At 56.5% G+C, this 12,749-nt stretch carries 11 protein-coding genes; 4 read left to right on the plus strand and 7 right to left on the minus strand.

The annotated features are described in order from the left end of the window. Window positions 1-29: 29 nt before the first annotated feature. Together EGK14_RS03425 and EGK14_RS03430 are read right to left on the minus strand one after the other, a co-directional pair. Window positions 30-221 (minus strand): YnbE family lipoprotein, encoded by a 192-nt coding sequence (locus EGK14_RS03425; RefSeq protein ID WP_125287657.1) that lies wholly within the window; start codon window positions 219-221, stop codon window positions 30-32. Beyond that, complete coding sequence (locus EGK14_RS03430; RefSeq protein ID WP_125287658.1) at window positions 218-2,836, minus strand: YdbH family protein; 2,619 nt, start codon at window positions 2,834-2,836, stop codon at window positions 218-220. Before EGK14_RS03430 ends, EGK14_RS03425 begins: the two co-directional genes overlap by 4 nt. 177 nt (window positions 2,837-3,013) lie before the next feature. Here EGK14_RS03430 and EGK14_RS03435 point away from each other — a divergent pair, with 177 nt between their 5' ends. Beyond that, on the plus strand, window positions 3,014-4,006 hold the full coding sequence (locus EGK14_RS03435) for a 2-hydroxyacid dehydrogenase (protein WP_125287659.1): 993 nt from the start codon (window positions 3,014-3,016) through the stop codon (window positions 4,004-4,006). Window positions 4,007-4,031: 25 nt separating this feature from the next. Here the strand turns inward: EGK14_RS03435 and EGK14_RS03440 are convergent, their stop codons facing one another. Continuing rightward, window positions 4,032-4,295: a DUF333 domain-containing protein gene (locus EGK14_RS03440; RefSeq protein ID WP_125287660.1), complete on the minus strand. Its 264-nt coding sequence runs from the start codon at window positions 4,293-4,295 to the stop codon at window positions 4,032-4,034. 395 nt (window positions 4,296-4,690) lie between these two features. Here EGK14_RS03440 and EGK14_RS03445 point away from each other — a divergent pair, with 395 nt between their 5' ends. Next, entirely contained in the window at window positions 4,691-4,978 is a 288-nt protein-coding gene (locus tag EGK14_RS03445) for a putative quinol monooxygenase (protein WP_125287661.1), read from the plus strand. Between the two features lie 44 nt (window positions 4,979-5,022). On the opposite strand, the gene dbpA is transcribed toward EGK14_RS03445, so the two are convergent. From dbpA to zntB, 4 genes are all read right to left on the minus strand, one after another. Beyond that, the gene (gene dbpA, locus EGK14_RS03450) at window positions 5,023-6,402 is read right to left on the minus strand and encodes an ATP-dependent RNA helicase DbpA (RefSeq protein WP_125287662.1); all 1,380 of its coding nucleotides are present in this window, start codon (window positions 6,400-6,402) and stop codon (window positions 5,023-5,025) included. A 196-nt stretch (window positions 6,403-6,598) separates the two neighbouring features. After that, window positions 6,599-7,492 (minus strand): tRNA 2-thiocytidine(32) synthetase TtcA, encoded by an 894-nt coding sequence (ttcA, locus tag EGK14_RS03455; RefSeq protein ID WP_125287663.1) that lies wholly within the window; start codon window positions 7,490-7,492, stop codon window positions 6,599-6,601. A gap of 156 nt (window positions 7,493-7,648) precedes the next feature. Continuing rightward, window positions 7,649-7,786 carry a hypothetical protein gene (locus EGK14_RS21385; RefSeq protein WP_199746353.1) on the minus strand — a complete coding sequence of 46 codons (138 nt, stop codon included), beginning with the start codon at window positions 7,784-7,786 and terminating at the stop codon, window positions 7,649-7,651. 296 nt (window positions 7,787-8,082) lie between these two features. Further along, window positions 8,083-9,066: a zinc transporter ZntB gene (zntB, locus tag EGK14_RS03460; RefSeq protein ID WP_125287664.1), complete on the minus strand. Its 984-nt coding sequence runs from the start codon at window positions 9,064-9,066 to the stop codon at window positions 8,083-8,085. Window positions 9,067-9,387: 321 nt separating this feature from the next. Here zntB and bglF point away from each other — a divergent pair, with 321 nt between their 5' ends. Both bglF and ascB read left to right on the plus strand, forming a co-directional pair. Further along, window positions 9,388-11,265 (plus strand): PTS beta-glucoside transporter subunit IIABC, encoded by a 1,878-nt coding sequence (bglF, locus tag EGK14_RS03465; RefSeq protein WP_125287665.1) that lies wholly within the window; start codon window positions 9,388-9,390, stop codon window positions 11,263-11,265. A gap of 14 nt (window positions 11,266-11,279) precedes the next feature. Beyond that, window positions 11,280-12,671 carry a 6-phospho-beta-glucosidase gene (gene ascB, locus EGK14_RS03470; protein WP_304984965.1) on the plus strand — a complete coding sequence of 464 codons (1,392 nt, stop codon included), beginning with the start codon at window positions 11,280-11,282 and terminating at the stop codon, window positions 12,669-12,671. Window positions 12,672-12,749: the final 78 nt, after the last annotated feature.

A 12,749-nucleotide genomic window follows, 5' to 3' on the forward strand; every position in this document is an offset into this window, starting at 1 on the left:
CCTGAAAAAGCAGCCGCCCGGCTGCTTTTTTATTGCCGCAGCGGCGCATCCTCGCCATTTTTTAGCAATGTCTGCACGTTTTTGTCCGCTTTAATCACGATTTCATGCTCGATTTTCACGTTCATATTGATGGTAATCGGCTCTTTTGGAGCAGCGACCTCAATACGGGGCACGCAGCCGCTGAGCAGCATCCCGGCGAGGATCGGCAGAGCTGTTTTCATTCAGTTTTTCCTTGTGCTGACAGCGCGGCGTGCTGCTCTGTCCAGGATTGCAAATTGTCGCCAAAGCGCAGGCTGCGCCACAGCTGAAAAATATTTTCCTGCTGCGTGTAGTGCAGCGAAACGTGCTGATTTTTATCGCTGAAGCGGCTGGTGCCGTTGACCTGCGCCGTCAGGGCCATGTTGCCTTTATTATCAATATTCAGCGTGGCCCGACTGCGGGAAATTTCCATATAGCGCAGCCAGTCCATCGCCGCGCCGGTGGCAATATTACCGGAAGCCAGCGCGTCGGCGAAATCTTTATCCAGCCGCAGCGTCAGCGGGCCGCTGTTGGTGATCCAGCCCTCTTTAACCAGCCAGGCAGAGTTTTGCAGCCACAGCGGCAGCGCGCCGTCAACGCGGCCGGACATAGCGATTTTTTTCGGCTGAACGGCCGTTACCAGCTCGCTCATGCTGATCGCTTTCAGCCGTAGCGTGGCCGCTTCGGTTTGCGGTAGCTGAAGGCTAAGCAAACTCAGCTCGCCGCCCAGCACCTCCACCCCGACGTTGCTCAGGCGCAGCGGCCGCGCCGCGCTCCATGGATACCACCCCTGCAGATCGGCGCGAATATTTTTTAGCGCAAACTGGTTTTTGATTGCCTTGATGCGCAGCGAAACCGGGCCTTTCGCGCCAAAGTACCACTGGCCCGTTTGCAGCCTGAACGGCAAAGAGAAATCGATGCCGGTAAACTGATTGTCCGGCGTGCGCACGCTGCCGTCGCTAACCACCCAGTGGCCACCCGCGGCAAATCCCTGATCCGCTGCCGCTGAAAAAGCGACCTGAGCTTTTAGCGTGCCGCCGCGAACAGACATTTTCAGATCGTCGTTCAACAGTGACTGGAAAACCTTTAGCGACTGCTGCGGCCACCAGGCCTGGCCGCGCAGCCGCGTACCGTCCCAGCGCCCCTGTATCCGTACCGGGCCGACCGGATCGGCGGTCAGTTTACCCTTACAGAGAAAATGAGCGGGATCGCTACCGTTGAGGCCAAGCGTTAACTCTGCGGGCGGCAGATAGCCACCGCTGCCGAAGCTGGTGCGCTGCGCGCGTAGTCGAAAGCCTGCGCTAAAAGCGGGGTTTTGCTCGTCGCGCCGCCAGCGAACCGGCTTCGCCAGCGTTAGCCTGGGCGCGGCCATTGTTACCCCGCCGTAACGAATTTGATCGAACCCCGTGGACAAAGAAGCGAGTTCGATCTGCCGATCCTGCCAGCTTCCATGCCCTTTCACATCCCATTTGGCCGCCAGCGGCGCCATCAGCCCGTCGCCCCAATAGCGCCACAGCCAACGGCCTTTATCCGGCCAGAATTCCGTGGCGCGGCCGTCCAGATGCAGGCGAAAATGCCCTTTTTCCGTATCATGCGCGGTAAGAATGGCCTGTAGCCGCCCCTCGATGCCCCCTGAAGAGACTGCCACCCCGGAAAGCGGCCAGCGCGCTTCGTCCACTTCCAGCGTAGAAAGCAGACGCCCGCGCATCCGCAGCAGCGCGCCGGGCTGAAGGCGCAGCACGGGATCAAGCAGCGGCCCTTGTAGCCTGCCGGGAATGCCAGCGAAAAAAAGCAGCTGCGCCAGTTTGCTCTCGCCCGTCAGGCGAAACGGCAACTGGCTCTGCGTCCAGTCCAGATGGCCCGGCCCTACTGACAGCACGACATTGCCTTTGCCGCCGCGGCCCTGCGTCAGCACGTTGAGTCGACCTGTGACTTCCATATCCGGCAGCCCTTGCCGCCAGTTCTTTAGCGTCAGGGCCACGCCGCCCGATACCGGCTGTGAGGTCCAGGGCCAGCGCCATTTGCCCTGACTAATCGCAATTTGTTGCGCGGAAACCCGCCACGGCAGCAGCAACAGCGGCTCCTCCAGATCCTGCGCCCTGAGGATCAGCGTGCCGCTGTTCTGCTGCCAGTTGAGGCTGGCCCGCAGCGGCTGTGGAATGCTTGCCGTTTTCAGCGTCGCCGCCAGCTCGCCGCTATCCGGCAGCCGGTCAGGTATTTTCGGCAGCGTCAGCAAACCGCTCACGGTAATGGGATCGGTCATGCCCGATGCGCTAAGCGCCAGCGACTGTATATCCAGCTGCTGGCCCGCCAGAACGGCCTGTAACGAAAGGTTTTCACCCTGCCAGTGAATAAGCTGCCGTTGCGGATCGAGGTTAAGCCGCAGCGCTCCCGCCCAGCTTTGCCAGGGAAGCAGGCTGACGCGCTCAATGGCAACGTCTGCTTTTGGCAGCATTGACTGCCACTCCGCCAGCGAACGCGGCGCGGCAGGCCGATCGCCGCCTGCCGACAGCTTGCTGAAACAGGCGCTGTTGACTTCAAGCAGCGTCGCGCCCAGCGCCCAGCGGCCTACGGCTCTTCCCAGCGTCACGTTGCTCGCCCTCGCCAGCTCGCAGTCGCCTGTGCGGTAGCGGATGCCGGGCAGCCACAAGGCACCTGAACGCCAGCGGGGGTTGCCATCCAGCCTGACCGTGGTGGCAGCGGGTAGCCAGAAGCCTGCCAGCCGCGGCAGCCACCAGCTCAGCGTCAGCAGTCCGGCGCCGCTTAAAAACGCAGCGGCTGCGATGGCGATAATAAATAGCTTCCAGCCCCGGCCCATACTTCAATCCATTCCTTACGTTAAGGCGTAAATCATGGCACGTCCTGCGCGCCGCGAGAAGATTTTAGCGGGTAATTATTCACCTGCCGAACAAATATTGCCTGCCGCTGGCTGACTAGCTGCCCAATGCGAAGTATTGTTAAGGAAGAGCTGTCTGACGGATACAGGAGATCATGCATGAAACTTGCGGTATACAGTACCAAGCAGTACGACCGGAAATACCTTGAGCAGGTTAACGAAAGCTATGGATTTGAGCTGGAATATTTTGATTTCCTGCTGACCGCGCGCACTGCGAAGACGGCGGCCGGCTGCGATGGCGTCTGCATTTTCGTTAACGACGATGGCGGCCGCGAGGTGCTGGAGGAGCTGGCGTCGCTGGGCGTCAAATATATCGCGCTGCGCTGTGCCGGATTCAATAACGTGGATCTGGAGGCGGCAAAAGCGTTGGGATTGCAAGTGGTGCGCGTGCCGGCCTATTCGCCTGAAGCCGTAGCGGAACACGCCGTTGGTATGATGATGACGCTGAATCGCCGTATTCACCGGGCTTATCAGCGAACCCGTGACGCCAACTTTTCGCTGGAAGGCCTGATCGGCTTCAATATGCACGGCCGCACCGCCGGTATTATCGGCACAGGGAAAATCGGCCTCGCCACGCTGCGTATCCTGAAAGGATTTGGTATGCGGCTGCTGGCTTTCGATCCTTATCCCAATCCGCAGGCGCTGGAACTGGGCGCCACCTACGTCGATATCAAAACGCTGTTCAGGGAATCGGATGTGATTTCACTACACTGCCCGCTAACGCCTGAAAACAATCACCTGCTGAATATGGCGGCTTTCCAGCAGATGAAAGATGGCGTGATGATTATCAATACCAGCCGCGGCGGCCTGATTGATTCTCAGGCGGCGATTGACGCGCTAAAAATGCAGAAGATCGGCTCGCTGGGTATGGACGTTTACGAAAACGAACGCGATCTCTTTTTTGAAGATAAATCTAATGACGTTATTCAGGACGATATCTTCCGTCGCCTGTCCGCCTGCCATAACGTTCTGTTCACCGGCCATCAGGCTTTCCTGACGGCAGAAGCCCTGACCAGCATCGCCGCGACCACATTGCAAAATCTGCAACAGCTGAAAAAAGGCGAAGTGTGCGATAACGAGCTGACGGGCTAACGGGCTAACGGGCTAACGCCGCTTTTTAGCGAGCGCAGCTGCCGCTGGCTAGCGCGCTTTCGCCGCAGCGACGCCCGTTGGCCAGCTGGCACATCCCTACAGCACTTCCATCCAGCTGGCGCGAAAGCGCCAGCGTTCCCCCGGCGTCTGAACAGGCGCTGGCGGCCAAATCGGACATCACGACTTTAGGCGGCACGTGGGCGCTGGTAGCCTGCTGCGGCGGCTCGTTATCGTGGCTACAGCCGGTCAGCAGGACGCAACCAGCAAGCAGAAATATCGCTGCTCTCATCAGAAAACTCCGGAAGAAGGACTTGGGCGTGGGTCAGCATATGTCAGGATGCCGCCAGGGTCGAGCGCAGTCACGAATATTTACTAAATTAAAAATAATGAATGGCAATAGCCACTGGTCTGATTTCACAAATACGTTCATTGACGTAAAAAATAGTGACGGTGTCACTACCATCAACTTAGCGCCCGCCTGAAGCGGAGCATGTACGTGACGTTGTCACATGCAGCAGCTTTTAGCTGTTGGCATTACGTGCGTTGAAACTGAAGCCCGGCTGAATAAATAGCGTAACGACCTGAAGGCTTAAGCAATTTATGGCATGATGTCTTTCTCTCTTCGGCAGTTAATTCTGTCGAACGGAAACGGCCTTACACCGGGTTTTATCTAAGGAGAATAAAATGAGCGACAAACATGTGCGTATCGTGGCGAAATTTACCGCCAGAGCAGGTAAAGCAGACGAGCTAAAGAAAGTGCTTAACGCAGGCGTTAAGCCGGCACGCGCGGAGGAAGGCTGTATTCATTATGACCTGTACCGCAGTGTAGAAGACGGCAACGTGTTCCTTTTTCACGAAACCTGGCAGGACGCGCAGGCCGTAGAGACGCATGGCAATCAGCCACACTTTAAAACGCTGATGGCCGATGCCGAACCTCTACTGGCGCAGCCGCCGGAAGTGCTGAAGTTCTGAAGCAAGAACACCCTGTTAAGGGTGTTCCGGGCCTGCCGGGGCCGCTACTTCAACAGTCGGGCGCGGCAGGTTTTCCCTTTGATTTTCACCTGCTGCAGCTGCTTCATCACCTGACGCGCGCTGCTCTGACGGATAGCGACATACGCCTGTGTTGGGCCAATATCGATTTTACCGATAGCGTCGCCGCTCAGCCCTGCCTCGCCAGTTAACGCGCCCAGAATATCGCCAGGGCGGATTTTTGCCTTACGCCCGCCGTCCAGGCTGAGCGTCGCCATTTCCGCCGGTAGCGGACGAGGCGCCACGCTTTTGAGCTCCGACACGCTTCGCCAGCTCAGCTTCTGCTGTAAAAAGTCCTCCAGCGCGTGGGCGCGGATCGTCTCGTCCGGTGCAACCAGACTGATTGCCAGGCCTTCTGCGCCCGCGCGGGCCGTACGGCCAATGCGGTGCACGTGCACTTCCGGATCGTAAGAAAGCTGATAGTTGACCACCATCGCCAGCGCTTTAATATCCAGCCCGCGCGCGGCGACGTCCGTAGCCACCAGCACGCGACAGCTGCCGTTGGCAAAACGGATCAGCACCTGGTCGCGATCGCGCTGTTCCAAATCGCCATGCAGCGCCAGCGCGCTGATTTGCTGCCCTTCCAGCGCGGCGGCGATATCGTCGCATTCACGTCGGGTGTTGCAGAACACTACACAGGAAGACGGCTGCTTATCGCTAAGCAGGCCGATTAATGCGGGCAATTTCTCTCGCGAGCCGGCTTCATAAAAACTTTGCTCAACCGCCGGCAGATCGCTGACCACATCCGTTTCCACGCTCAGCGGATCGCGCTGAACACGCTGACTGATCTTTGCGATATCCTGCGGCCAGGTGGCGGAGAACAGCAGCGTCTGACGCGCGGGCGGTGTGTAGCTGATAATGGCGTCGATATCATCGCGGAAGCCCATCTCTAACATGCGGTCGGCTTCGTCCAGCACCAGCGTGCTTAGCTGACCCAGCTGCAAGGTTTCACGCTTCAGATGATCCAGAATACGCCCCGGCGTGCCGACGACGATATGCGGTGCATGCACCAGCGAATCACGCTGGGCGCTCATCGGCTGGCCGCCGCACAGGGTCAGGATTTTGATATTGGCGGTAAAACGCGCCAGGCGACGCAGCTCTTTGGTGACCTGATCGGCCAGCTCGCGCGTCGGACAAAGCACCAGCGATTGGGTAACAAACTGCGTGGCGTCGATGCGCTGCATCACGCCAAGGCCGAAAGCGGCCGTTTTGCCGCTGCCCGTTTTTGCCTGCGCGCGGACGTCGCGACCTGCCAGGATCGCCGGTAACGACGCGGCCTGAATGGGGGTCATGGTGTGGTAGCCCAGCTCGTTCAGATTGGCGATCTGGCTGGCTGGCAGGGAAGTCAGGGTTGAAAAAGCGCTCACAAATTACTCTCTGAAAAACCGGAGGGGAAATTGCCGCTGAGTGTAGCAGAAAAGCGCTGGTGGACGTTACTGCCGCAGAGGGAATTGTGTTCAGGGCCGAAGAAGGAATGCGCGGGCAGCAGAAGCAGCGACTGAAAAAAGCAGGCGCGGCTGCCGCTGCACGGTTAACTGCAGGGAGCAGTTTCCCCCTGCTTACTCAGATATTAGTGACGTCGATAAACATTGCTTTATCAATGTTGGTGGAGGAAACCGTCGCTTCGGTAAAAGCGTACTCCTCTCTTTCGCCTTCGCGATCCAACGGCAGATTGACGAAATCGAACAGATTGCGATCCGCCAGCTGGCTTGGACTGACGTTTTGCAGCGATTTGAATACGCTTTCCACGCGCCCCGGCTCTTTTTTATCCCATTCGGCAAGCATTGCTTTAATCGCCTGACGCTGTAGGTTTTCCTGCGATCCGCAAAGGTTGCAGGGAATAATCGGGAAATCTTTCTGTTCAGACAAGGCGATCAGATCTTTTTCACGGCAGTAAGCCAGCGGCCGGATAACCACATTGCGGCCATCGTCGGAACGCAGCTTGGGCGGCATTGCCTTCATGCGCGCACCGTGAAAGATATTCAGAAACAGGGTTTCCACAATATCATCAAGATGGTGACCCAGCGCGATTTTGGTGGCACCAATGCGTTCTGCAAAAGAATAGAGCGTGCCGCGGCGCAGTCTTGAACAGAGTCCACAGGTGGTTTTGCCTTCGGGGATCTTCTCTTTTACAACAGAGTAAGTGTCTTTATCCACGATATAGTAAGGGATATTCAGGCTCTCGAAGTACTCTGGCAAAATATGCTCGGGAAAACCAGGCTGCTTCTGGTCGAGATTCACCGCGACCACCTCGAACTTGACGGGCGCGACCTTTTGCAGACCCAGCAAAATATCCAGCATGGCAAAGGAATCTTTACCGCCGCTCATGCAGGCCATCACCACGTCGTTCTCTTCAATCATGTTGTAATCAATGATGGCGTTGCCGACGTTTCTTCTGAGGCGCTTTTGCAGCTTGTTGAATTCGAGCGTCTCTTTTCTTGTATCAGTCTGATTCATAAATACTTATTACACCGAGCGGATAAACCGGCGGTGGGTTTCCTGGTTGAGCGTTGGACTGTCGCGGATTATACGGGTTTTTAACAGAGGTGGAAATATTCGGGAAGCGTCAGTTAGCAGCAAAAAAGGCCGGCGATGTTCGCCGGCCTGGCCGAGCTACATGTGCGGCGGCGGATCGGTGATGGGATCCGGCATGTCAGGCGGCGGATCGGGCATCGGCTGCGGTGTTGGAATCGGATCGGGAATCGGTACGGGATCGGTCGGCACCGGATCGGAAGCTCTTGGTGTATCCATTACGTAGTCGGACAGCATATCTTCCTCCTCGAACATAAGGTGAACTGTAAGCATAGGCACCACCGCCAGCGCTGGCAAACGGGCGAAAAAAAGCCGGCTTACGCCGGCCTGTATGAATTAAAAATGCTATGCAGTAATTCAAAAAAGGAAGTAAGACAATATGGAGCGCAACGCCCATCGCTTGACGTTGCATTCACCTGCGAGAAAGAGTTTGCCCCAGCCGCCTGCTCCTTTTATTGATATCGATCAGCTTTATTGCCCCTTTTTGCGCTTTATCGCGGCAGAGTGGCGGTAAATTACAGCCATTTACGGCGACGTAACCACCAGGCAACACCAAGTACCAGCGCCACCAACAAAAAGCAGAAGGTGGCAAAGCCGAAGCGCCACTCGCCGCCCGGGATGCCGCCAAGGTTGACGCCAAACAGGCCGGTGAGAAAGGTTGTCGGTAAAAAGACCATCGCCAGCAGCGACATGGTATAGGTACGCCGGTTCATCGCTTCCGCCATCACCGTGCTGATCTCATCCGACAAGACAGCCGTGCGTGCCACGCTGGCATCAAGATCGTCCAGTCCGCGACCCAGTCTGTCGGCGATATCCTGCATGCGTCGGCGGTCGTCATCGCTCATCCACGGCAGCCTTTCACTGGCAATACGCGAAAATACGTCGCGCTGTGGCGCCATATAGCGCCGCATAATAATCAGCTGCTTACGGATCAGCGCCAGCTCGCCTCTGGGCGGTACCTGCTGATCGACTACCGCATCTTCCAGTTCGATAATTTTATCGTGTAAATCCTCAATAAACTCGCTGGTGTGATCGGTTAAGGCGTCGCATACGTCCACCAGCCAGCCGCCGCCATTGATCGGGCCGTTGCCGTTTTGCAGATCGGTCAACACTTCATCAATAGCGAAAACCTTACGCTGGCGGGTAGAAACAATGAGCCGGTCATTAATAAATACCCGGACGACCACCAACTGATCGGGACGTGATTCGCTGTTCAGGTTGACGCTGCGCAGCGTAATCATCGTCCCGTCGCCCAGACGATTGACTCTTGGGCGCATACTGTCGCCGCCCAGCGCGTCACGCACGGCGTCCGGGATCAGCGGCGTGGACATCAGCCATTCTGCACTTTCCCGGTGGGTGTAATTAAGGTGCAGCCAGCAGGGCTTGTCACAGTGAATTACATCTTTATCATCAATCGGGATCAGTCCGCCCTTTCCGTCCAGCTGGCAGGAAATAATGGCGTCCGATACCTGTAAGGCCTTGCCTGCTATGCTTTCCACAACCTTTCCTCGCAGCATAATCAATGCGATACAGTCTAGCCTGCGCGAATGCCAATGCAAAACCTCCTTTCTGACCACACAGGTTAAAAAGCGTGTCAGTGTGCAAATAAAACTCGATCCGCCTCACGATTCAGTCATCCACTCACCACCGATGCTTGTTATTTGTTCGCCTTTAAGAAACTATCCTGAATGCTAATCAGGGTTGTCACTGTCTACGCAGGCAAAACCTGAACCGCTTATTTTCGCCACCGGTATGAAAATAAGCGGTTCAGGTTTTTTTTTGTTTTTTTTCAGCTAAGGCGAAGGTGCAGGGAGCGTTTTATGAACTATCAGCAGCTGGCCCAACAAATTCTGCAAGGCGTGGGCGGCCGGGAAAATATTGCGTCACTGGTACACTGCGCGACCCGGCTGCGCTTCAGGCTTAAATCCGTAGCGCTGGCCGATACGGCCTCGCTAAAAAACAATCCGGGAATTATTACTGTCGTCGAGAGCGGCGGTCAGTATCAGGTGGTGATAGGCAATCATGTCGGCGACGTCTGTCAGGCGCTGTTGAGCGAGGGCGGCTTAAGTGAAGGCGAACAGGCTTCCACTGCGCCAGTAAAACTGTCTCTCTTCAATCGTTTTATCGATATCGTTTCGGGCATTTTCACCCCGTTTCTTGGCGTGATGGCCGCTTCCGGCGTGCTGAAAGGCCTGCTGGCGCTGGCGCTGGCGACCGGGTTGCTGCAGGAGCAGAGCGGCAGCTATCGGGTTCTTTTCGTCGCCAGCGATGCGCTGTTTTATTTTTTCCCCCTCGTGCTCGGCTACTGTGCCGGTAAAAAATTCGGCGGCAACCCTTTTACGTCAATGGCGATTGGCGCTGCGCTGGTTCATCCCTTAATGCTGGAAGCCTTTAGCCAGGCGCAGAGCGGCGAAGCGCGGCTCTACTTTTTCGGCGTTCCTCTGATACTCATCAACTACGCCTCGTCGGTGATCCCCATTTTGCTTGCCGCCTGGGTCGCCAGCATGCTGGAGAAAATGGTCAACCCACGCCTGCCGGATGCCATTCGGAACTTTGTGACGCCGCTGCTTTGTCTGGTGGTGGTGGTGCCGCTGAGTTTTTTAGTTATCGGTCCGGTCGCCACCTGGCTCAGTAACCTGCTGGCCGATGGCTATCTGTGGATTTACGCCCTGAGTCCGCTGATCGCCGGGCTTTTCCTCGGCGGTTTCTGGCAGGTGCTGGTTATTTTTGGCCTGCACTGGGGGCTGGTACCGCTGATGATTAATAACCTCAGCATGCATAGTCAGGACTTTATGATGCCGCTGCTGTTCGCCGCCGTAATGGGCCAAAGCGGCGCGACACTGGGCGTGATGCTGCGAACGCGCGATCGCAAGCTGAAAGGCATTGCCGCTTCCGCCTTCAGCGCCACAATTTTTGGCATCACCGAGCCGGCGGTTTATGGCGTCACTCTACCTAACCGTCGTCCCTTTATCTTTGGCTGTTGTGGCGGTGCGCTGGGCGCGGCGCTGATCGGTTTTTACCATGCCAGCGTTTATTCGTTTGGCCTGGCCAGTATCTTTACGGTTTTTCAGAGCGTGCCTAAAACGGGCATTGATATCACCGTTTATGCCGTGCTGGCAGGCGCCCTGCTGTCGCTGATTTTTGCTGCCGTCGCCACTTACTTTTTTGGTCTTGCGCCACAGCAGGAAACCGAAACCATCGTCGATGCGACGCCGGAGTCCTCTCCGGAAAAACGGGCACACGCCTTTACCCTGAACAGCCCGCTAAGCGGCAAAGTAGTACCGCTGGAACAGATCGCCGATGAAACCTTTGCCAGCGGCCTGCTGGGGAAAGGCGTAGGGATCGTGCCCGACTGCGGTCGCGTCGTTTCCCCAGTGGACGGCCGCGTGGCTTCGCTGTTTCGCACCGGACACGCAGTTGGCCTGATCGCCGAAAACGGCGTGGAGCTACTGATCCACGTCGGGCTGGATACGGTACAGCTGAAAGGCAACCATTTCACCGTTCACGTTGTGCAGGATCAGCCGGTGCGCCGTGGGGAGCTGCTGATTGAGTTCGATCTTCCGGCCCTGCGTGAAGCCGGTTATGACCTGACCACGCCCATCATCGTCAGCAACAGCGACGACTATCTTGACGTGCTTCCCGCCAGCGATCGGGAACAGATTGCGGAAAACGGCGCGTTGCTGAATCTGATTATGTAGCTGCTTAAGGAGCGATTATGACTAAATTTCCACAAAACTTTCTTTGGGGCGGCGCGATGGCCGCTAATCAGGTTGAGGGAGCATGGCGGGAAGGTGGTAAAGGTCTGTCCACCTCCGATCTGCAACCGTATGGCATTTTCGGCGAACGCATTGCGCGTCAGCCGAACGATTTTAACATCAAGGATATTGCCATCGATTTTTATCATCGCTACCCGGAAGATATCCGACTTTTCGCCGAAATGGGCTTCACGGTATTACGCATCTCCATTGCCTGGACGCGCATTTTCCCGCAGGGCGACGAGGAGCAACCCTGCGAAGCCGGACTGGCTTTTTACGATCGCCTTTTTGACGAGATGGCTAAATATAATATTGCGCCGATGGTGACGCTTTCGCATTACGAAATGCCTTACGGTCTGGTCAGCAACTACGGCGGCTGGGGCAACCGTCAAACAATTGTTTTTTTTGAACGCTATGCCCGCACGGTATTTGAGCGCTACAGGCACAAAGTAAAATATTGGCTCACCTTTAATGAGATCAATATGTCACTGCATGCGCCTTTCACCGGCGTTGGCCTGCCGGAAAACAGCAGCAGGCAGGCAATATACCAGGCCATTCACCACCAGTTGGTGGCAAGCGCACGGGCAGTAAAAGCCTGCCATCAAATTGTGCCTGACGGCAAAATCGGTAATATGCTGCTGGGCGGCCTCCTTTATCCTCTGACCTGCCGCCCTGAAGATATGCTGGCAGCACTGCAAAAAAATCGTGAATGGCTGTTCTTTGGCGATGTACAGGCGCGCGGCGCTTACCCACCCTATATGGCACGCTTTTTTAAACAGCGGGGTATCGAAATAGCTATCAGCGAGCAGGACAACACCGATCTGCGCGAACCTGTCGATTTTATCTCCTTCAGTTATTATATGAGCGGCTGCGCCACAGCGGATAAAACAGCGGCTCTGGCGCGTGGCAACGTGCTGGATATGGTGCCGAACCCACATCTTCCCGCCTCGGAATGGGGGTGGCAGATCGACCCGCAGGGATTGCGGCTCCTGCTGAATATGCTTGCCGATCGCTATCAAAAGCCGCTGTTTATCGTGGAGAACGGCCTGGGCGCCAGGGATAAGGCAGAAGCGGATGGCACAATCAACGACGACTATCGCATCGCTTATCTGAACGATCATCTGGTACAGGTGCGTGAAGCCATTAACGACGGCGTGGAGGTCTGGGGCTATACCAGCTGGGGGCCAATTGATTTGGTGAGCGCCTCGAAAGCAGAGTTTTCCAAACGCTACGGTTTTATCTATGTCGATCGCGACGACCAGGGAAACGGTACGCTGGCGCGCAGGCCCAAAAAGAGTTTTTGGTGGTATCGCGAGGTGATAAAAACCCAGGGAGCTACGCTGCGTTAGCGGCAGAGAAAGCAGGCCCGGCCAGGCTCAGTCCGGAAGGCAGTTAATCCCTTCCGGCACATGTCTTCACCGTGCTCT

The sequence above is a fragment of the Erwinia sp. 198 genome (genome assembly GCF_003937915.1).
Taxonomy (GTDB): domain Bacteria; phylum Pseudomonadota; class Gammaproteobacteria; order Enterobacterales; family Enterobacteriaceae; genus Erwinia; species Erwinia aeris.